The 21,789-nt window shown below is 42.4% G+C and carries 19 protein-coding genes; 7 read left to right on the top strand and 12 right to left on the bottom strand.

What is annotated here, in order from left to right; translation table 11 throughout:
- Positions 1-130 precede the first annotated feature (130 nt).
- The 4 genes from DZ860_RS16310 to DZ860_RS16295 all read left to right on the top strand — a co-directional run bounded on the left by DZ860_RS16310 (position 131) and on the right by DZ860_RS16295 (position 3,108).
- A complete protein-coding gene (locus DZ860_RS16310; RefSeq protein WP_120033550.1) occupies positions 131-1,117 on the top strand; it encodes an SPOR domain-containing protein in 987 nt (328 codons plus the stop codon).
- Between the two features lie 156 nt (positions 1,118-1,273).
- Positions 1,274-2,197, top strand: a complete 924-nt coding sequence (locus DZ860_RS16305) for a LysR family transcriptional regulator (protein ID WP_120033428.1) — start codon at positions 1,274-1,276, stop codon at positions 2,195-2,197.
- Between the two features lie 225 nt (positions 2,198-2,422).
- On the top strand, positions 2,423-2,779 hold the full coding sequence (locus DZ860_RS16300; RefSeq protein ID WP_120033548.1) for an SMR family transporter: 357 nt from the start codon (positions 2,423-2,425) through the stop codon (positions 2,777-2,779).
- Entirely contained in the window at positions 2,779-3,108 is a 330-nt protein-coding gene (locus tag DZ860_RS16295) for a multidrug/spermidine efflux SMR transporter subunit MdtI (RefSeq protein ID WP_120033425.1), read from the top strand. The genes DZ860_RS16300 and DZ860_RS16295 overlap by 1 nt, the downstream gene beginning before the upstream one ends.
- Positions 3,109-3,152: 44 nt before the next feature.
- On the opposite strand, the gene DZ860_RS16290 is transcribed toward DZ860_RS16295, so the two are convergent.
- The 4 genes from DZ860_RS16290 to DZ860_RS16275 all read right to left on the bottom strand — a co-directional run bounded on the left by DZ860_RS16290 (position 3,153) and on the right by DZ860_RS16275 (position 8,041).
- Positions 3,153-4,901 carry a hypothetical protein gene (locus tag DZ860_RS16290; protein ID WP_120033423.1) on the bottom strand — a complete coding sequence of 583 codons (1,749 nt, stop codon included), beginning with the start codon at positions 4,899-4,901 and terminating at the stop codon, positions 3,153-3,155.
- 311 nt (positions 4,902-5,212) lie between these two features.
- A complete protein-coding gene (locus DZ860_RS16285) occupies positions 5,213-5,587 on the bottom strand; it encodes a RidA family protein (RefSeq protein WP_120033420.1) in 375 nt (124 codons plus the stop codon).
- Positions 5,588-5,648: 61 nt separating this feature from the next.
- Positions 5,649-6,839, bottom strand: coding sequence for a cystathionine beta-lyase (metC, locus tag DZ860_RS16280; protein WP_120033417.1), 1,191 nt, complete (start codon positions 6,837-6,839; stop codon positions 5,649-5,651).
- An 11-nt stretch (positions 6,840-6,850) separates the two neighbouring features.
- Positions 6,851-8,041: a dicarboxylate/amino acid:cation symporter gene (locus tag DZ860_RS16275; RefSeq protein WP_243641874.1), complete on the bottom strand. Its 1,191-nt coding sequence runs from the start codon at positions 8,039-8,041 to the stop codon at positions 6,851-6,853.
- 247 nt (positions 8,042-8,288) lie between these two features.
- Between DZ860_RS16275 and DZ860_RS16270 the strand changes: the two genes are divergently transcribed.
- Entirely contained in the window at positions 8,289-8,918 is a 630-nt protein-coding gene (locus DZ860_RS16270) for a helix-turn-helix transcriptional regulator (RefSeq protein WP_120033411.1), read from the top strand.
- A gap of 97 nt (positions 8,919-9,015) precedes the next feature.
- Here DZ860_RS16270 and gorA read toward each other — a convergent pair whose 3' ends face one another.
- Positions 9,016-10,371, bottom strand: coding sequence for a glutathione-disulfide reductase (gorA, locus tag DZ860_RS16265; RefSeq protein WP_120033408.1), 1,356 nt, complete (start codon positions 10,369-10,371; stop codon positions 9,016-9,018).
- A gap of 159 nt (positions 10,372-10,530) precedes the next feature.
- Positions 10,531-11,370 carry a 23S rRNA (adenine(2030)-N(6))-methyltransferase RlmJ gene (locus tag DZ860_RS16260; RefSeq protein WP_120033405.1) on the bottom strand — a complete coding sequence of 280 codons (840 nt, stop codon included), beginning with the start codon at positions 11,368-11,370 and terminating at the stop codon, positions 10,531-10,533.
- Positions 11,371-11,784: 414 nt separating this feature from the next.
- Between DZ860_RS16260 and prlC the strand changes: the two genes are divergently transcribed.
- Positions 11,785-13,827, top strand: coding sequence for an oligopeptidase A (prlC, locus tag DZ860_RS16255; protein WP_120033402.1), 2,043 nt, complete (start codon positions 11,785-11,787; stop codon positions 13,825-13,827).
- Between the two features lie 185 nt (positions 13,828-14,012).
- Here prlC and DZ860_RS16250 read toward each other — a convergent pair whose 3' ends face one another.
- The 4 genes from DZ860_RS16250 to DZ860_RS16235 all read right to left on the bottom strand — a co-directional run bounded on the left by DZ860_RS16250 (position 14,013) and on the right by DZ860_RS16235 (position 16,504).
- Positions 14,013-14,468 (bottom strand): DoxX family protein, encoded by a 456-nt coding sequence (locus tag DZ860_RS16250; protein WP_120033399.1) that lies wholly within the window; start codon positions 14,466-14,468, stop codon positions 14,013-14,015.
- A 10-nt stretch (positions 14,469-14,478) separates the two neighbouring features.
- Positions 14,479-15,267, bottom strand: coding sequence for an HvfC/BufC N-terminal domain-containing protein (locus DZ860_RS16245; RefSeq protein ID WP_120033396.1), 789 nt, complete (start codon positions 15,265-15,267; stop codon positions 14,479-14,481).
- Positions 15,264-16,163, bottom strand: coding sequence for an MNIO family bufferin maturase (gene bufB, locus DZ860_RS16240; RefSeq protein ID WP_120033393.1), 900 nt, complete (start codon positions 16,161-16,163; stop codon positions 15,264-15,266). Before bufB ends, DZ860_RS16245 begins: the two co-directional genes overlap by 4 nt.
- 83 nt (positions 16,164-16,246) lie before the next feature.
- Positions 16,247-16,504: a BufA1 family periplasmic bufferin-type metallophore gene (locus DZ860_RS16235; RefSeq protein ID WP_120033546.1), complete on the bottom strand. Its 258-nt coding sequence runs from the start codon at positions 16,502-16,504 to the stop codon at positions 16,247-16,249.
- A gap of 256 nt (positions 16,505-16,760) precedes the next feature.
- Between DZ860_RS16235 and uvrD the strand changes: the two genes are divergently transcribed.
- The gene (uvrD, locus tag DZ860_RS16230; RefSeq protein ID WP_120033390.1) at positions 16,761-18,935 is read left to right on the top strand and encodes a DNA helicase II; all 2,175 of its coding nucleotides are present in this window, start codon (positions 16,761-16,763) and stop codon (positions 18,933-18,935) included.
- Positions 18,936-20,259: 1,324 nt separating this feature from the next.
- On the opposite strand, the gene DZ860_RS16225 is transcribed toward uvrD, so the two are convergent.
- Both DZ860_RS16225 and DZ860_RS16220 read right to left on the bottom strand, forming a co-directional pair.
- Complete coding sequence (locus DZ860_RS16225; protein ID WP_120033387.1) at positions 20,260-20,913, bottom strand: LysE family translocator; 654 nt, start codon at positions 20,911-20,913, stop codon at positions 20,260-20,262.
- 71 nt (positions 20,914-20,984) lie between these two features.
- On the bottom strand, positions 20,985-21,782 hold the full coding sequence (locus DZ860_RS16220) for an AraC family transcriptional regulator (protein ID WP_120033384.1): 798 nt from the start codon (positions 21,780-21,782) through the stop codon (positions 20,985-20,987).
- Between the last annotated feature and the right edge of the window lie 7 nt (positions 21,783-21,789).

The raw sequence follows: 21,789 nt of genomic DNA, 5'->3' as shown, positions 1-21,789 counted from the left end.
GGCTCTTTTTTTGCATTCATCTTTTCTCCACAGTGAGTCATTAATAATGCAGAGATACCCGGACAAACATCTGATATGTGCAGCAAAGGCTGGGTATGAAAAGATTTGAGATTAGCGAATGGATATCAATATGACCCGATTACCGAAATATACGATGTTAAAGCTTGCCGGTATTGCATTATGTGCTTTGCCGTTGATGTCACCCTCAGCAATGGCAGAAGAATTTCTTTGTGATGCGACTCAATCATCGACTCAAGAACTGCCGATGCTTGATACTTCTTGTCCAATTGGCAAAGGTTTATGGGGTAAGCAGCAACCTCGTGGTCAGCAATCCAACTTTTGGATACAGTGTGGCTTATTAGTAGAGCCCCTTGCTTTAGCACAAGCAAAGCCTATTTATGCTCGTATATCGACAGACGTTTGGATGAAAAAAGAGGGTAAGGACTACCGGTGTCTAATTGGTCCATATACTGATTTCTCTCAAGCAAAACGTGATTTATCACAAGTAAAACAGCTCACGACCTACAAAGAAGCTTTTATCCGTGAAGTGGTAAAAGGCGAAAAACGTTCCACCGCTCCGCAATCTGCCGTTCCACAATCTACCGTTCCGCAATCCACCACTTCACAACAATCATCATTGAATGATCACAAAGAGGTGCCGAAAGCGACGAAAACGACTCAAAAGCAAGTCACGTCGGTCTTTGCGCCAAGCAAAAAAATTGAGACAAACCTTACCTCCGTCGAACCGGCCAAGCCAGCAAAGAAAACCACGGAAGTGGCGATTCGAGTGCAAACATTGCTTTCAGACACCCGCTATCAAGTTCCTTATATGCTCTCTACCGATGAGCAGTTTTATATGGAAAATGGCTTGCCGTGGAATCGTTTAAGCTATGACGGGGCCGCTTCTTTATGTAATGGGTTAGGGATGACCTTACCGAATCAGCAGCAGTGGGAAATGCTATTAGATTCAAAGGTTATGACAAAAAATGATTGGCCAATACATCTTCCGTATTGGGGGAAAGAACGATTGGGCCTATTCACCAGTGGTAAAGTAAACCAATTAAAAGGGACGTCACTGCTTAATGTGATGTGTGTGAATTCTGGCGTAACTTCTTAACCCTATTGATTTAATGTGACCCAATGGGCAGGCCTCTCAGGTCTCTATTTTAGGTTAGGGTTAGCGATTACCAAAGTCAGGAAACTTTAGTATGCTGCAAGCCTGTAGTTATGTTTCCTGACTGTATTTAATAAGTCGCCTCTAACGGGTAGCACGATGTCTCATCAACTTGATTCTTTAGACCTAAACTTAATGCGTTTACTAAAAGCCGTGGTCGACAATAAGAGTATTAAACTTGCGGCTAAACAATTAGGTATTTCGCAACCGAGCGCCAGTCGTGGCGTGATGAAACTAAAAGCTGTGTTTAACGAGTCACTGTTTGTACGTAAAGCACATGGCGTTGAACCATCACCAATGGCAATACGCTTGGCAGAAGAATTCGATAATATTCTAAGACCGATAGAAAAAGTGTTGAATGAGTTTGAAAACTTCGATGCACACAGTTACACCGGGCGTATTTCTATTGTTATTGATCCTTTTTTGATGGATGAACAAGGGGCTGTGCTGCTGAAACATTGCTATCGCGCATTTCCCAACGCGTCGTTTTGCTTTTCTCATTGGAGTGCTTATAGCCAAGATGAGATGTTGGAAGGCTTGCACGAGTATTGCATTTTGGATCAAGAAACGGATTTATTAAGTGATATCTACATGCGACCGCTGTATCGGGAAAAACGTATGATCGTCGCAAGATCAAACCATCCGACCCTATCACTTTGTAATGAATGGCCTACCGTATCTCAGTTGCCGATCATTTCTTTACCCTCTCCGGATCTTTATAAACCCGAGTGTACAGTTGAATCAGAGTATCAACGCATGGGCTATCAACCCAATGTCATTCTGAAATCTTACAGTTTACGAGTGGCTCAGCAGATGTTGCTGGAGACAAATGCGATCATGTTTGCTAGTCAAAGTACCGCTCGATTAATGGATGGCGTGGAAAGCTATCCTATGCCGACGGTTAACCGTGAATTTAGTCACTTTGTGATTTCTGGTGGTTATTTGCAGACTTACCGTAATCATCCTTTACACCAACACTTGCATCAGGTGATCAGTACCGCACTACAAGAAAGCAGTCTATAGTGAACAAAATTAGAGAGATATTCATATTTGAATATCTCAATTACCTTTCGGTTTTTCTTACCCAGCGATAACCTGTAGGGGTCGCTCACTGCGACCGTTGAATTTCTTCCCATCTCTACTTTTTAGATTACTCAAAAAAGCGAAGTTGTTAATGCTGTGCTTGCAGCGATAACTTGGCGATATGAAGCGAAAATTCTCCGTTATTTCTTTCTATGAAGGTGAATGATGTTTCTTGCACGAATGTTCTTACTGCTTGCCATTGTGGCTGAAGTGGCGGGGACGAGTACCATGAACTTTATTAGCAATAACGATGCGATATGGGGGTACTTAGTTATGTACCTACTCATTGCCATTTCTTACTACTTTTTGTCGTTAGCTGCGAAGCAAATTTCTATTGGTGTTGCATATGCTATTTGGGAGGGGCTTGGTATCTCTCTCATTACCGTGGTTTCTTTGTTCTTATTTGATTCTGACTTGAATGCTCAACAACTGGTGGGGCTTGGCCTCGCGGTGGTTGGTATTGTATGTGTTACTTTGGGAGAGCCCCATCATGGGCCTAAAGTAAAAGAGGAGAAAAACTAATGGATCAGTTTTTTAGTGTCTCTTTTGGCTTTGTTGTTATGGCGGCGCTGGTCGATATTCTGGCCAATATGGCTCTGACACGCTCAGAGGGTTTCCGATATAAACGCTGGGGCGTGTTGTCTATTTTACTCGTTATGAGTGCCTTTACTTTATTAGCCCAAGCGGTAAAAGAAATAGACTTAGCGATTGCGTACGCTTCTTGGGGAGCGATTGGCATTTTAGGCACAGCGATAGGTGGTTACTTCCTGTTTGGACAGAAATTAAAACCCATCGGTTGGGTTGGGATCATCGTGATGATCACCGCTGTGGTGGTGATGAAAACAGCATAAAAAAGAGCGGATTCAATCCGCTCTTTTTTTTGCAAAGTAGTAAATTATTTCACTTTTTGCATGATGCTAAAGTCTTCAACTTGACCAGAACGGTTTGTTTTTGTTCGGATTAGCAAACCTTGGTCCCAGTTTTTACCTGCTGGCTGGTATTCCCATTTAACATAGTAAATAGGTTCGAATGAGCCACCAGAACCATTATTCTCAACACAAGGCTCACCTTGTTGGTAATTATCAGCATCACAGTAACGGACAAGGGTATTCAGTTCAGTTAGTGTTGCTTTTGATTCACGTCCTGTTTGACCAAACCACCACATGTCACTGGTGACGTCATATTTGTACAGATCCGTGTCGGTAATATCTTGTGGTGACGTTGGTTGATCTTCCGATGCATAATACGAATCATTTGACCCTCCAGTGCCACATTCTTGACCTTTAATATATTGACCTTCTTCTGTGAAAACAGTGGTCATAACAGCACTTTGACCATCATTACAAATAGCAGTTGTTTCCCAAGTACCTACAAAATCAATGTAGCGATCAGCAAAATTACCTTTAGCATCTTTTTCTACATTGTATGAGTAGAATACTTTTTCTGAGGTACGGCTATCGGTACAGTTATTTCCGGTGCTATCACAGGCGATGTCATTACTACCAATGACAAGCGATGTATCTTTCATGATCTCAGTGTAAATGCCTGTTACAGGATCGTAAGAACCCGACATGGTTTCGCGCTTCCATCTGTCTTTATCTTCGTTTGGTGCTCGGTCATTACGTACATGGTTAGCGGTGTAGTGGTTTAGTTGTGCGATAGTATCAGCACGGAATGGCATAAATACTTTACGATCTTCAGGCGCTTCATCTGTTTTAGATGCTTTAGTAATATCGCGCAATAAGTATTGATAGTTACCGTCTAAACTAAATTTCGGATTAAGAGCTACATCTGTTGAACAGCTATTTGAGTCTTCTGACCACTCATGTCCTTTATCTAGACAAGTCAAGTATGCTGATGCACGAACACCGGAGATACTAGAATCGATAGAGCCAGCCATAACACGGATATTATCAGCATCTGCCATTTCGATTGTCATTTCGCTCATACCACGGGTACGGTTATATAGCGTTTCGTCCATCATGGTGTCGGCGTGGATAAAAGTGTTTGTAGTGCCGCTTTGAGTTGCGTTTTGTGTGACTTGAATTTGGCGTACGAATTTACCTTGCTGGATAAATGGGTTACGACCTTCACCACCACGAATCATCTCTCCGAAAGAGTCGTTCATGTGTGCAATCGCCGCTTCTTCATCAACGATGGTGTAATCGTTGCCTAATGAACTAATGAACGCTTCAACACTGTCTCGATTATCCAGTGATAGGCTTACCATTTTCTTTAAAATATCTGAAGATGGATTACGCAGTTCATCAGGAATCGTAAGGACATTATCATCTTTTACAGAATCTAGAGATTGTAGAAGTATAGCTAGGTTTACAGCACGCTCATATTTACCCGCCGCTTCGAATGGTGTTAGTACATCACGAGTAGAACCAGCACCTACTTTTAGGCCGTTTTTGCCGCCAATGTAGAAAGTGATGGTATCACCTGACATTGCTTGATATTCGCCTTCACTACCGGTTAAGCCTGATTTACCTGACGTTGTGGTATAGAACATACCTTCAACAGCATTGTCGATAAACTTGCCAGTAACAGGTGTTGCCGTTGAGCTGTTTGAATCATCCGAACCACAGCCAGAAAGTGCTAGAGCAACCGACACAGCAATCAGTGATATTTTTTTATTCATTTTAATTATGCTTCTTTTTTGTTAAGAGTTTGTTTTAGTAGGATTTTTCTTACAAAAATCAGCGCATTCTGTATTGTAAATGATACTTCGCATACAGAATTTCATTCGGAATGTGATCGATGCATGAACTTTTATGTTGTCAATCGATTGGTTGGTGAATTAATCAACTGCTGTATGTTGTAGTTTTGGAAGCGAGTTGGCGTTTCGAGTGGTGTTTTGCTGGTTAATTGATCATTATTTTGTATTGGATATAAAAAAACCACCGGGGGGAGCGGTGGTTTTTAGATTTCTTTAATCAGGCTGGGAGCAAATTACAGTTCAGCAATCAGTTCGATTTCAACCAGAGCATCAAAAGGAAGACGAGCAACTTCTACGCATGAACGAGCAGGTTTATGTTCACCGAAGTATTCAGCGTACAAACCATTGAACTCAGCAAAGTTCGCCATATCTGAAAGAAATACAGTTGTTTTCACAACTTTAGTTTTGTCACAACCTGCTTCAGCGAGCACAGCATCAATGTTTTTGAAAATCTGTAGTGATTGGCCATTTACTGTGTCAGCAGCAAATTTCATTGTTGCAGGGTCTAGAGGTAATTGACCTGAAAGGTAAAGCATACCGTTTGATTTGATAGCTTGAGAAAATGGGCCAACCGCTGCTGGTGCTTGTTCTGAAAATACGACTTGCATGGAAACTCCAAGAAAGCACCACCTGTCGATGGTGCTAAATAATATGATTGGTTAAACGCGATTATTTGTAAACACGGTTGAAGCCGTTTTCCAGGTCTTCAATTAGGTCATCAACATTTTCTAGACCAACGTGGATACGTACTAGCGTACCTTCGAAGTCAACAGGGTTTGCTGGACGAATTGCGTTTAGCTCTTCTGGTTGGTTAGCAAGAATTAGAGACTCGTAACCACCCCATGAGTAAGCCATGGTGAAGTGTTCAAAGTTATCTAGGTACGCTTCAAGTTCTTCTTGAGTTAGCTTTTTATTCAGTACGAAGCTGAATAGACCGTTACAACCTTTGAAGTCACGAACATAGAATTCGTGGCCTTTGCAGCTTGGTAGTGCAGGGTGGTTAACCACAGCAACTTCAGGACGCTCAGATAGCCATTTTGCTACTTCAATACTTGATTGTTCGTGCTGCGCAAGACGAATACCCATAGTGCGTAGGCCACGTAGTGCAACGTATGCCGTGTCTGCGTCAACCATTTGACCCATTAGGTATGAACGCTCACGTAGGCGATCCCAGCAACGTTCGTTACTTACAGCAGTACCTAGCATTGCATCAGAGTGACCAACGATGTACTTAGTACCTGCTTGAATTGAGATATCAATACCGTACTCAAGTGCTGGGAATAGGATACCCGCAGCCCAAGTGTTGTCGATCATGATGATGATATCTTCTGAAATCGCACGAACAGCTTTTACGATACCAGGGATGTCTTGTACTTCCATTGTTACTGAGCTTGGAGACTCTAGGAACAATACTTTTGTGTTTGGCTTCACTAGTTCAGCAATTTCAGCACCAATTGTTGGGTCGTAGTAAGTAGTTTCTACGCCCATACCTTTCAGTACAATGTTACAGAAATCTTGAGTTGGCTCGTAAGCCGCGCCTGTCATGATCACGTGGTCGCCAGACTCAACGAATGCCAAGATAGAGTTTGAAACTGCAGCAGCACCACATGGGTATAGGTAACAACCAGCACCACCTTCAAGTTCACACATTGCATCTTGCAGAGAGAAGTGAGTTAGGGTGCCACGACGACCGTAGAACAATTCGCCTTTAGCGCGGTTAGCTGTTGCGTGTTTTTTCTGTTGAACACTTTCAAATACAAGTGAAGAAGCACGTTGGATTACTGGGTTTACAGAACCTTGTAGGAAACGTGATTTACGGCCAGCGTTAACTAATTTTGTTTCGATATGTTTGCTTGTCATTTTTCTGTGTCCTATGCCAATTGTTCAACAGGTTGAGATTGTTCTTGTTGTTGTGTTTCTTTACCCATGAAGCGTTCTACGATTTGTGTTGCGTTTAAGTCGTGAACTACGTTTAGTACGGTTGCTGGTGCATCACACACAGTGCCGATTACTACAAGTACTGGAATTGCTTCAAGTGGTAGACCTAGAGTGGTTACGATGAAGATTTCACCTAGGAAAGCACCACCAGGTACACCACCAATGATGATTGCAGATAGCACCGCGATAACCATAGTCATAGCGAATACATCAAAAGTGAACGGTAGACCAAGTACTGCGTAGATGAAGACCACTTTGATTGCTGCAGTGATTGCTACGCCAGATTTGTTTAAGTTTACGAACAGTGGGATACAGATATCGTAGATATCTTTACGGATGCCCATGTTGTCAGCTGTTTTAATCGTTACTGGCAGTGTACCTAGAGATGAACAAGTACCTAGTGCCGTAATAGAAGGCGCCGCTGCGTATTTCCAGAATTGTTTCACACCATTCACACCACCACCGATGTACGAGTAAACGCAAGCACCAACGACGTAGTAAACCACCATGTAGCCGCAAAGTAGGCCGATAACCGTTGCTAGAGGAGCAAGGATTGAGCTGTCTTGTGAAGCCATTGTTGCTGCGAAGAATGCACCAAGACCAACAGGAGCAAGCTTCATGATTAGGCCTACGATGTTCATCACGATAGCGTTTGCAGCATCGATAAGTTCAGCAATTTTCTGACCTTTCTCACCAGCTTGGCTTGTCGCGATACCTGCAAGTACAGACATGATGATCAGTGCAAGGATGTTTGATTTAGACAGTAGACCAACAAAATCATTGGTGGTGAACATGCTAACGAAATCCATACCGCCGTTGCCGCCAGTGAACTCTTGGCTAAGGTCGATAGTTACACCTTGAGAGATGTCGAACATCTGTGCGATGCCAACAATACCCAGTGCAGGGAAGAAAGCCATCGCGATTGAGATAACCAATACAAGGCCTAGGATTTTGCCAAGTTTTTTCAGGTCAGTCATGCTCGCAATTGAAGACATAACACTAAGTGAAACCAGAGGAACGATCACCATGAAAAGGAGGTTTAGAAAGATTTGACCGATTGGTTTTACTTTTAGTGCAAGTTCAGGTGCCGCGATACCGAAGATTGCGCCAATGATAAGTGCCATTAGTAACACTATTGATGAGCGGTATGGCTCAAGCTTTTTCCACATAAATTTTACTCTTAGGAGGTCGAATAGATAAAAAATTATCGTTTTGAGGTTTGTTTTATATATTATTACTAAAAAATTATCACTAAACCGTGATTATGATCTCAAATGGCTGTGTTTTATAAAAATAATTATACAAACTGACTTATTTCGAGGATTTGTGATAAATTATTATATTCTTAAGGGGAAGAAAGGAGCACCTAGGATGGATTACTTGTCATTTTATGAGCCAATGGTGGATATGCTGGCTGATTTTCTAGGTGAAGACGTTGAAGTTGTTCTACACGACGTGTCTGATTTAGAGCAGTCTATTTACAAGATCAGAAATGGTCACATCAGTGGACGTAAAGTCGGGGATCCGATAACTAACTTGGTTGCTAAGTCTTTAGCAACAGATAAGTCGGTTGATTATCACTGCAATTATGTTGGTTTATCGAAAGAAAATAAAAAGCTGAAATGCGCAACGCTGTATATACGAGATTCAGAAAAGAAGATTGTCGGAGCCCTTTGTATCAATATGATGGTCGAGCAATTTGTGAATGCAAAAAGATTTATTGATTCACTGCTTTCAGGCTATCCCAACATTTCAGAAGACGATCAAATTGATGAACACTTAGGGGTGAGCATTCCAGAGATGGTAGATATGCGCATTGATAAGGTATTAGCAGCTTACCCAGTGGCGCTGGATGATTTGTCTAAAGAAGACAAAATTACCATTGTTACCGACTTAAACAATGAGGGTATCTTCTTGTTGAAAGGAACGGTTGGGAAAGTAGCGCACAGTTTGAATATTTCAGAGCCAACGGTGTACAAGTACCTGCAACAAGTAAAGTAATCTTGGTTTAAGGTATAAAAAAATCCGAGCGTGATTTAACACTCTCGGATTTTTATTTATTCACTGTAGCGACAATATCGCATCACGGTAGATATCTTTATCTCATGGTAACGAATTCTTCGCTGCCAGTTGGGTGGATAGCAACAACTGAATCAAAATCAGCTTTTGTTGCACCCATCTTCATCGCAACACCAAAGCCTTGGATCATCTCATCAACGGTGTAGCCGATACCATGAAGACCAACTACCGTTTCGTCTTCACCAGCACACACTAATTTCATCTTACAAGGTTGACGATGTTTGGTTACGGCGGTGTACATAGCCGTGAAACTAGAGGTGTAGACTTTCACGTTGTCTTTACCGTATTTTTCTTCAGCTTCTTGCGTTGTTAAACCAATAGTACCGATTGGTGGGTGACTAAATACCACGGTAGGAACTAGGGTGTAGTCCATTTTTGCATTGGTTTTACCGTTGAATAGGCGCTCAGAAAGTTGACGACCAGCTTTAACCGCGACGGGTGTCAGTTCAATACCACCTTCCATGATATCGCCAACACAGTAGATACCTTTTACGTTGGTTTCTTGATATTCGTCGACTTTGATATAACCACGGTCATTGGTTTCAACACCGGTTGACGCTAAGTTGATTGCGTCTGTTGCCGGATGACGACCAATTGCCCAAATTAGGCTATCAACGTTTTGGCTTTCACCATTTTCTAGGTGCAGCGTTAGGCTACCATCTGCTTCTTTAACCACTTCTTTAGGTACAGAGTGAGTATGTAGCGTTGGGCCTTCTGTATTCATCACCTCAACGAGCGTGTCGATGATCATTGGATCAAAGCTACGGATTGGCGTTTCTTTACGACAGAATAAATGTGTTTCTGAACCTAGTGCGTGTAGTACACCTGCAATTTCTACTGCAATGTAACCTGCGCCAATCACGGCGACACGTTTTGGTTGCTCGTTCAGTTCAAAAAATCCATTTGAATCGATACCGTATTCTGCGCCAGGGATATTTGGAATGCTTGGACGGCCACCCACTGCGATTAAGATATGATCTGCAGTGTAATGTTCACCGTTTACTTCGACGGTTTTCTCGTCAACAAATCGAGCAAAGCCTTTGATAACATTTACTTTGTTATTACCAAGTACACGGTCGTAAGATTCGTGAATTCGGCCAATATAAGCTTGGCGACTTTCTACCAATTTGCTCCAATTAAAGCCTTTTACATCTACATCAAAGCCATAATCTTCAGCGTATAGGTTCATTGCATCAGCAACTTGAGCGCCATGCCACATGACTTTCTTAGGCACACAACCCACGTTGACACACGTACCACCTAGATCTTGTGCTTCGATAAGTGCCACTTTTGCGCCATACATTGATGCTCGGTTTGCAGAAGCAATACCACCACTACCGCCACCAATACAGATATAGTCAAAATGAGTCGCCATTACTTTCTCCAATTGTTATGCGGGTGCGCGTAATCTTAACCAACCACACGATCCCTATGAGTTTTAATTCTGATTATTATTTATATTGAGGGTAGATTGGTTGAACTCAATCTACCTTCTGATTTATTTTTGTTCTTTTAAAATAGATTTTACACAGACTTACTCTGGTACGATCCATTCTACTTTGTGGTGGCCCGTTACTGGTGCAATCGCTTCTTTAAGGAATGGAAGGATTGCATTCATTTGGCTTTCCAACTTCCACGGCGGGTTGATAACAATCATGCCTGACGCAGTCATACCACGTTCATTGGTGTCTGGGGATACGCCCAATTCAATTTGAAGAATATTGCGGATACCTAATCCCTCTAAGCCCTCAATCATATCTTCGATATCACAACGGTTAACTACCGGGTACCAAATCGCGTAAATACCAGTAGCCCAGCGCTTGTGGCTTTGAGCAATGGCTTGAACCACATCGCGATACTCTTTTGCTAACTCATAAGGAGGATCGATTAGCACTAAACCACGGCGTTCTTGCGGTGGCAGGCTTGCTTTTAAGCGTTTAAATCCATCTTCTTTGTAGATAGCAACTTGGCGATCGCGGTCAAATTCTTGTTCTAATAGTGGGAAATCACTTGGATGAAGTTCAGTTAATACCATGCGGTCTTGGCGACGTAAGTGAGCGCGCGCCACACGTGGTGAACCAGGGTAGTAACGAAGAGTTTCACCGTTATTTAGTGATTTGATCGCTTCAAGGTAGCTTTGAATCTCTTCTGGGATATCATTTTTGTCCCAAATACGAGCGATACCTTGCTTGTATTCACCGGTTTTTTCAGACCATTCATGAGTCAGGTCGTAACGGCCAACGCCAGAGTGCGTATCATGATAAACGAATGGTTTATCTTTTTGACATAAGGCATTCAAAATTAGGCTTTGTACGATGTGTTTGACGACATCTGCGTGGTTTCCGGCGTGGAAGCTATGACGATAACTAAGCAAAGGACACTCTCTAAACGGTCGCATGACCGTATTGAATAAATACACCTGTAATTTGAAGTAGTGCTGGTGGCGTTGATGTTCGTCTATTCGATAGCAACGTTTAGTGATGCTTTCGTTTAGTACTGACTTCTCGCGAACCTACTTCTTCATTTTGTTAGGTATAGATGGAAATAATATGGCTCATTATATACTCAAACCCAGTTCAAAGTAATTGGCCTACGGGAGCCTTGTTCACGACATTTAGCCGCCACTATGACGAAACCATGATGATGGCTATTGAAAATCGCTTAACTTACCTATATTTACTTATATAACACGGTGATTTTTGGTGATGGAATCCAGAACGCTGAAATTACTCGATATACTCAAAAGACGAACCCGTCAGTTCGCTTACTCCAACAAAAGGAATGCTTTATGTCTAATCCTCTTCTTACCTTTACGGATTTACCGCCATTCTCACAGATTAAGCCGGAACACATTCATCCTGCAGTTGAGCAAGTGATCTCAGACTGTCGCACAAAAATCGAATCGGTATTAAAAGACAATACTCACCCAACGTGGGAGAACTTAGTTGCACCGATTGAAGAGGCTGATGACCGCCTAAGTCGTATTTGGTCACCAGTGAGCCATATGAATTCAGTCATGAACAGTGATGAGTTACGTGACGCTTATGAGAGCTGTCTGCCATTACTGTCTGATTACGGAACATGGGTTGGTCAGCATAAAGGTTTGTTTGATGCATACAAAGCGATTAAGGCGAGTGAAGAGTTTGCCCAACTGAATCGCGCACAACAGAAAACGATTACTGATGCACTACGTGATTTTGAGTTATCAGGCATTGGTCTACCTGCCGATGAGCAACACCGTTACGGTGAAATCAGCAAGCGTACGTCTGAGCTGAGCTCGCAGTTCTCTAATAATGTATTAGACGCCACTATGGGTTGGACTAAACATGTGGCTGATGAAAAAGAATTAGCAGGGATGCCTGAATCGGCATTAGCAGCTGCTCAGGCGGCGGCACAAGCAAAAGAGTTGGATGGTTATCTGCTCACATTAGATATTCCATCTTACTTGCCAGTGATGACTTACTGTGACAATCAAGATCTTCGTAAAGAGCTTTATGAAGCTTATGTCACTCGTGCTTCTGATCGTGGCCCTAATGCGGGTAAGTGGGATAACTCAGAACTGATCGCTGAAAAATTGAAGCTACGTTATGAAGTTGCACGAATGCTTGGTTTTAATACTTACAGTGAAAAATCACTGGCAACGAAAATGGCGGAAGATCCTGCACAAGTATTAGGATTCCTAAATGATCTTGCCGTGAAAGCTAAGCCTCAAGGCGAGAGAGAAGTGGAAGAACTTCGCCAGTTCGCTAAGAAAGAATTTGGTGTCGATACGCTAAATCTTTGGGATATCGCTTATTACAGCGAAAAGCAAAAGCAGCACTTATTCCAAATTTCAGATGAAGAACTGCGTCCTTATTTCCCTGAATCAAAAGCAGTTAGTGGTCTATTTGAAGTACTTAACCGCGTTTTTGGTATGACAGTAAAAGAGCGTGAGGGAATTGACACGTGGCACGAATCTGTTCGTTTCTTTGATATCTTTGATGGTGAGGGTCAGCTACGAGGTAGTTTCTACCTAGATTTATACGCTCGTGAACACAAGCGTGGTGGCGCTTGGATGGATGATTGTCGTGGTCGTCGAATTACGTTAGCTGGAGAATTACAAACGCCAGTTGCGTACCTCACATGTAACTTCAATAAGCCAGTTGGTGGTAAGCCTGCACTATTTACCCATGATGAAGTCGTGACGTTATTCCATGAATTCGGTCATGGTATTCATCATATGTTGACGCAAGTTGATGCGGGTGCAGTTTCAGGCATTAATGGTGTGCCGTGGGATGCGGTTGAGCTACCAAGTCAATTCTTAGAGAACTGGTGTTGGGAAGAGGATGCACTTGCCTTTATCTCTGGTCACTATGAAACAGGCGAGCCTCTACCAAAAGAAATGCTCGATAAAATGTTAGCGGCGAAGAACTTCCAATCAGCGATGTTTATTTTACGTCAGCTAGAATTCGGCTTGTTCGATTTCACCTTACACACGGAATACGATCCAGAAGTTGGCCCGCGTGTATTAGAAACGTTAGCGAGCGTGAAAGAAAAAGTAGCGGTATTACCAAGCCTAGAGTGGAATCGTTTTTCTCACAGCTTTAGTCATATTTTTGCTGGTGGTTATAGTGCTGGTTACTACAGCTACCTTTGGGCTGAAGTCTTGTCTTCGGATGCGTTCTCTCGCTTTGAAGAAGAGGGGATCTTCAATAAAGAAACTGGCCAAAGTTTCTTGAATAATATTCTTGAAATGGGCGGCAGCGAAGAGCCAATGGAACTGTTTAAACGCTTTAGAGGTCGTGAGCCTCAAATTGATGCCTTACTGCGCCACTGTGGTATTACAGCTTAGGGCAACACATTATCTACTCGTCCTACTTTAAGTTCTTCGGGTAGTGCATAAAGAGAAACAGCCTTCCATTTGGGAGGCTGTTTTTTTTTGAGTTCAAGAATTTAAGTGTCTAGGAAATTAAGAGCCTAGTACGTTAAGAGTCTAGTACGTTAAGAGCTTAAAAAATTAAGTATTCAATGTTAGAGCTAACTTTGTAGTTTGCTTTTGATTATCTTGTCGAGTGAAAGTGGCCCAGGTCCCCAAACTACAACCACTAAAATCATCATTCCCCACAGCTGGTGGTCGTAAAAGCCTTTTTCCCAAAGTAGTGGATAAGAAACAACGGCGATGATATTGAAGACAAATAAAATTGCTGCCATCGGTCGAGTCAGTAAGCCCAATGTGAGGAATACCGGTAAAATAAGTTCCGCAGCGGTACCCATATAGGCTGCTAGTGTCCAAGGAATGAGTGGGACTTGGTATTCGTACTCAAATAAATAAAGCGTGCTATCCCAAGATGAAATTTTAATGACTCCTGAATTGAAAAAGACCCAAGCAACCCATAAACGACAAAACAGCAGTAAAACGGGAACAAAAACGTACTGTAATTGCTCAATTAAGGCGTCATAAGTTTCAACGATACTGCGAGTGTTATTCGTCATTCGATTCTCCTTAGTGATGTTCTGGTCTATGGGTGTCCAAAAGCTCATTTATGTAAAAACCAGCGATGAGATTGAGCTCGATTAAGACATTTAATTGTGCCAATAATGGTTCCGCGATTGCACTCAGGGGTTGGCCATATTGAATATCACTTAATAGCCGATAAGCTGAGTGTTCGAGAGTGTGAGCCCAAACCGTCCCATCACGATGACAGGCGATGACACCTTGTTCCGCAAGGTTAATATTAAGCCCATCGAATTGATGGTTATTGATAGCGTGCTGCAAAGAAAAGAGTGAATACTCACTTTGAAAAAGCATGACATCAGGGTGAAGCTGAAAGCGAATGTCACCATGTTGGTTTTCATTGAGCGTGGCTAAATGTGCTAATGGTCTGGCTGGGCGTATTTGCTGAGTATTATATTTTTGTTGTGCAAGATCTTGAGCCCATTCAAAGCGCGCAACTTCAGCACAGTACGGCGCGGCTTTAGCCACTTCGTCAAATAAGAGAATGGTCGATTCAAACCCATCGCCATAGTGAGAAACATCTCCGACCGTGAGAGGATGAGTTAAAACATGTTGTCGCGCAATTTGCTCAAAGCACTCTTCTCCAATGAGGGCGGTTACCATGGGATAGGTTGTTTGAAGGACTTCACTTAAACTGATGATAAAATTATTGCGATAAATCTGCATTCGTTCATCTGCTGAAAAAGTATCACTGACAATATCGCATTGCTCACCTTTGGCTTGATAATGGAGTGATTTGGCAAATTGTTCTTGTAGTTCAGCTAAAGACAAATTCATGATACTTGCCTCTTCACGTCTTTATTTAATGTGTCTTGTGGGTGTTCGATTTCGCGTTGTTCTTCGAATTCAAACAGGCATTGACTGGCTTTACTCGCTTCGGCGAGCAATATTTCAGGTTCTGGGATATCTAAGTCCCACTCGATCAATGTATGTCGCGTACCATGTTGCTGTGTCCACGATTTAAATAACCGCCAGACTTCGTCACTGACTGGTTGGCTATGGGTATCTATCCAAATCTCACCTTTTTCCAATTGTTTGACGGTAAATCCGGCTAAATGAATTTCATCTACCGCTTCTGCTGGGATTGCTTGTAGGTAGGTTTGGCTATCAAAGCCGTGATTGAATGCAGAAACATGTACGTTATTGAAATCGAGCAGGAGGCGACATTCAGTACGGCGGTGAACTTCCGCAAGAAAGTCCCATTCGGTGATGGTTGAATGATTGAACTTGAGATAACTCGATGGATTTTCTATAAGCAACGGACGCTTTAGTGCGTCTTGTACCTCAAGTACATTACGACAAAACACGTTCAGTGCTTCTTCAGTATAAGGAAGTGGTAGTAAGTCATTAAAATAATGACCACCATTTTCGCTCCAACTTAAGTGGTCTGAAACCAGGATTGGATCGACTTCATCGATTAACGTGCGAAGTTGTTGAATATGAATAGGGTTAATTCGTTCAACGCTCCCCAGTGATAACCCAATACCATGACAGCTTATTTGATACTCTTCGAGTAACTGTTGTAGCACTCTTCTGGCTGGAGAATAGGGTTGAAAGTAATTCTCGCTGTGTATTTCTAACCAAGATAATTGCGCAGGCTCAGTAGAAAAAAATTCATGATGGGGGGAGCGTAAACCAACCCCAACTTTGTGATGATGCGTTGTTCGAGTCACGTATTATCATCCCTAATTATGGTCGTGATATAAAAGACGAGAGGTGTGATGGTTGAGCATCAACACACCTCACATAAAAAGGTTTAACTTTCAGTCATACCGCCTGCAAGTTTTCCACATAGTCCTTTTGGTACGACTACAAACGCATCTTTTTGATTATCTTCTTTGGCTGTACCAGCACATGAACTGGTTTTTGTTGCGCAGTCATTTTTGCCTGCTTTCGCCACGCCGTAGCATTTTTCCTTTTCTGCTGCGACCGCAGGAGCCGCTGTTAGCATGGTTCCACCAAGTGCAATTAAGCCAGTGATGGCAGCGGTAACGGCAAGATTAGACTTTTTCATAGTAATATCCTCAGACTGATTTCCTTGATTTAATTTCGCAAGCCAATTCATTAACTTGCTTACATAAAAGGATAGAAAACCAGCGGAAAAACTTTCATCAAATTTATATCACGAGCCAAAATGATAACAAAATGTTGCGCAATTGTTTGATTTGCAACCGTTAAAAATCTTAAAAAAATTCTGATTTTTCTTCTGATTCAAGGGGACTGTTTAGGTTATAATCAACTTTTATGTATAAATAACCAGTAGCTTGCTCATGATGGATCCATCTTTACTTCTCGACGGCCTTAACGATAAACAGCGTGAAGCCGTAGCAGCCCCACTTGAAAATATGCTTGTCCTTGCTGGCGCAGGGAGTGGTAAAACTCGTGTGTTAGTTCATCGCATTGCATGGCTTATGTCGGTGGAGCAAGCATCACCATTCTCGATTATGTCAGTGACGTTCACTAACAAAGCGGCGGCTGAGATGCGTGGTCGTATAGAAGAGTTGATGATGGGGACAGCATCAGGCATGTGGAATGGTACATTCCACGGTATTTGCCATCGCATTCTTCGCGCACATTATTTGGATGCCAAGCTACCGGAAGATTTTCAAATCATTGATAGTGATGATCAGCAGCGTTTATTAAAACGATTGATTAAAGCGCAAAACCTCGATGAAAAACAATGGCCACCTCGTCAGGTTTGCTGGTGGATTAACGGTAAAAAAGATGAGGGTCTACGCCCTAACCACATCGATGCTTACCATGATCCAGTAACAAAAACCTACTTGCAGTTGTACTCGGCGTATCAAGAAGCGTGTGATCGTGCAGGTCTAGTCGATTTTGCTGAGATTTTATTACGTACACATGAGTTGTTGCGTGATAAAGCTGCGATTCGCCAGCATTACCAAGCGCGTTTTAAGCATATTTTGGTCGACGAATTTCAAGATACCAATAACATTCAATATGCTTGGCTTCGAATGATGGCGGGTCCGCAGTCGAATGTAATGATCGTGGGTGATGATGACCAGTCAATCTATGGCTGGCGTGGTGCAAAAATCGAGAATATTGAGAAGTTTACCCAAGAATTCCCTAGTGTGAATACCATTCGTTTGGAGCAAAACTACCGTTCAACTAAAACGATCCTAGAAGCGTCCAATGCCCTGATCGCGAATAATACTGAACGCATGGGTAAAGAGCTTTGGACCGATGGTGTCGAAGGTGAGCCCATTTCGGTCTATTCCGCTTACAACGAATTGGATGAAGCTCGTTTCGCGGTGGGAAAAATTAAAGAATGGCAAGATAAAGGCGGCGCGTTGAATGATGCTGCCATGCTTTATCGTAACAACGCCCAATCACGTGTACTTGAAGAGGCATTGATTCAGGCAGGATTACCTTATCGAATTTACGGTGGTATGCGATTCTTCGAGCGCCAAGAAATTCGTGATGCTTTAAGTTATTTACGCTTGATGTCTAACCGCGCTAACGATGCCGCTTTTGAACGTGTGGTAAACACTCCAACACGTGGATTGGGGGATAAAACGTTAGAGACTATTCGCTTTGCTGCGAGAGATCGTGGTTGCACTATGTGGGAAGCGAGCGTTGCGTTGCTTGATGAGCAAGTTTTACCTGGTCGAGCTGCTGGAGCTTTGAGTCGTTTTGTTGAATTGGTTAATGCACTGGAAGATGACACCAATGAAATGTCTCTTCATGAGCAAGCTGACCATGTAATCAAATATTCAGGTTTGTACGCTATGTACGAACAAGAGAAAGGCGAGAAAGCTAAAGCGCGAATTGAAAACTTGGAAGAACTGGTTACGGCAACGCGTCAATTTGAAAAACCTGAAGAAGCAGAAGAACTGTCAGATCTCACCGCATTTTTGACTCATGCCGCGCTTGAAGCTGGCGAGGGACAAGCGGATGAATTTGAAGATGCTGTTCAGCTTATGACGCTGCACAGTGCAAAAGGTTTGGAGTTCCCTCTCGTGTTTATGGTTGGTGTAGAAGAGGGGATGTTCCCTAGCCAAATGTCAGCAGAAGAAGCTGGGCGTTTGGAAGAAGAACGTCGACTTTGCTATGTCGGTATGACTCGTGCGATGGAGAAACTCTACATTACTTATGCTGAGATGCGTCGTTTATATGGCCAAGATAAATATCATAAGCCATCTCGCTTTATCCGAGAATTACCAGAAACATGCCTAGATGAAGTCCGCATGAAAGCCAAAGTGAGCCGTCCAACTAGCAGTGGCCGTTTTAGCCAAACTGTGGTGAAAGAGAGCTTCAATGAAACGGGCTTTAGTTTAGGTTCACGTGTTATGCATGCGAAATTTGGTGAGGGCACCATTATTAACTTTGAGGGGAGTGGCCCACAAAGTCGTGTCCAAGTTGCCTTTAATGGCGAGGGAATTAAGTGGTTAGTGACTGCTTATGCTCGTTTAGAAAAACTGTAATTATTCCAGTGATTCAAATAACAAAGGGGTGCTTCGGCACTCCTTTTTAGTATTTGGCCTATGGGTGTCCAAAAGCTAGAAAAGCTGTACATCAAGTAACGCTTGTTAACTAAGTTGTTGTTATTAAATAATTTAATCTGTTTGGTTTTAACTGGGCTAATTCGCTTATCATGAGCTAAAAAGTTTTTAGCTGTACAGATTTAGCTAGTCGTATCAAGAAATGGTTTGTTTGATTATTTAGTCTCTCCGTTCGTGACTACTTCAAAGTAGAGGAAGTTTTAGCTAGGCGATAAATAAGCGAATCCCCTGAGCAATACCGTACCTACCAATCTATTTGCAGCTGATTCTTTCAAGCAATGCTTCACTAGAACCATTATGTTTTGGTCGATAGTTTGGTTTCTAAGCTCGTGGTTACTTCAAAGTAGAGGAAGTTTTAGCTAGGCAATAAATAAGTGAATCCCCTGAGCAATACCGTACCTACCAATCTATTTTCAGCTGATGCTAGGCGGCAATTGAACGACATCCCTGAGCATAGTTTTCTATGTGATGGGAGGAGAGAAAGTAGCCAACAACGCATCAGAAAGAAATAGGCAGGTAGAGGGAAAAGAAAAACCCCGAGGGCCAAGGCCCATCGGGGTTATAGTCTTACTCGCAGCAATCCGGCTACTAAAAGTGCTCCATGCATCAAATCCATGATAGTGTGCTGTAATCCTTCAGCGTATTCCTTTCGTCGCCATCCTAGCGGTGTCCTTGACCTTATCCTGGTCCACTAATCATCCTGATTAGCTCTCATCACTTGTTCCCTGAGCGGTGTCCCTACATCTTCCTGATGTTTAGTCCTTGCCTCGTCCAGAGGTGTCCATTTCCCATCCTTAGTAGTAACCATCCTAGTTACTATTGATTCCGTTCAATGTCCAATTTGCTATCCGTGCCGACTATTCTTCCTGAATAACCGTATCTTCTTCCTGAAGATTACCTAATCCGTGGCTATTTCCTGTTCCGTGTCAGAATCCTTCCAACAGGGTTAATATTACGTTTTTTCCTTGTTTCTGCAATAAAAGGAAAACGATTACCTTTTCTGTAATATAACGGTAATTGTCGTTTTTCCTTTTGTATTAGTGACTTACATTTGTCTTGCTTTGATCTCTCATAGAGAGAATACGAGATATCCTTATCCTTTTGTGAGAGATCTCTTACAAGAGGAGTAGAGAATTGCCATTACTCGTAAATGGTAGTGATTTTTATTTATATAAAACAACTAGATAAATGTGATCTGTGTCAGGTTGCTTGATGTCTTACTTCGTACTCATTCTTTAATCGCTACCTAGAAAGCGCTGATCGCCTGCCACACAATTGTGCCCCCGAGTAACGTAAAAATAGCACCACATAAACCGTCTATGTAGATCGCGATGGCGTGTAACCTTCGTTGCAATCTTTTAGTTGAAAGCGCCCAAGCTAAAAATGAAAACCAAATGAGAGATAGCCCCCATAGAATGATGAGTGCAGCCCCTTTTCCTGTCAGAGACATACCTGCAGGAACGAGGCTCGACATTAAGCTAACAAAAAACACTAGGGCTTTTGGGTTAAGAATATTCGTTGTAAATCCACGGGAAAATGCTTGGCGTTTATTGGTTAAAATTACACTTTCTGCAGTTTTTTCCTGTATTGGCGTTGATTGAGTAACGCTATTCCAAACACCGTGTATTGCTCCAAAACCTAAATAGAGTAGATAGCTACCACCGGATATTTGTAATAGAGAAAATAGCATTGGGTGTTTATGAACAATGTAACTAACCCCGGTTAAGCTAAAAATAGAGTGGAGTAATATGCCACAAGACAACCCTAATGCGATGTAGAGACCAGTTTGTCGGCCGTGACGAGTAGCGTTTTGAACAACGAGGGCAAAATCGGGGCCTGGGCTCATTAAGGCAACAAAGTGGACAGTGGCTAACGTTGCCAGAGTGGTTATTTCGTTCATGATTGTTATTGACTAGGGATATGTGGTGGACATTATTACGTTGAAAGTCCCGACATGATTGTAAATTTTGATCAGCCAATGATTTGTGAGGGTGGAACACCATAGGTTTGCTTAAAAGCTTTGGCAAAATGAGCTTGATCATAAAAGCCAACACGATAAGCGACATCCGTTGAACTTAAACCAGATTGAAGTAGCTTCATCGCTTGTTCTAATCGCAAACGATATAGCCAAGCATAAGGCGTGATGTGCATTTGATTTTTAAAATGGCGCTGAAATTGTGTCGGGCTTAAGTGACATAAGTTTGAAAGTTGTTCGAGGCGCACTGGTTGATCAAGATGTTCTAGTAAATACTCTTTGAGAGTGTGAATGGATTGCACACCGAGCGAATAGTTACTGATGGATTTGGTCGTACTAAATTGTTCCAGCAATTGATAAAGCCCATCAAAAGGCAGGCAATCTTTTTCAAGTTGGCTGATATGGGATGTTGAGAGACGACAATGGGTTTGTTTGAGATGATTAAATAATGCCGTGTTTGAAACAATGCTTTGCTTAAAAGCAAGGGTATGAGTCGGGTGTTGAAGATCGGTCAGTTGTTGAAACCAAGCGGGGTCGATAGCAAATACTCGAGTTTGATATCCGGCCTCAAGAGTGGATTTCCCATCATGCAATTCATCAGGTTGCATGATGACGATTTGTCCATGTCCCACGTGATTTGTTTTGCCGTTGTGATTGAATTTTTGCTCACCGTGAGTGATGAGGCCAATATGGAAATCGAGATGATAGTGACGTGAGAAGGCAAACTGTGTGTAGCTTGCTTCAATCAAACTTATCGCATCGCTGATCGTATTGTGATAGCTGACTCGTTCCATAAAATAA

The sequence above is a fragment of the Vibrio sinensis genome (assembly GCF_003605645.1).
Taxonomy (GTDB): Bacteria; Pseudomonadota; Gammaproteobacteria; order Enterobacterales; family Vibrionaceae; genus Vibrio; species Vibrio sinensis.
The sequence above is the reverse complement of the archived record's forward strand: the minus strand, read 5'-3'. Positions and strand labels throughout refer to the sequence as shown.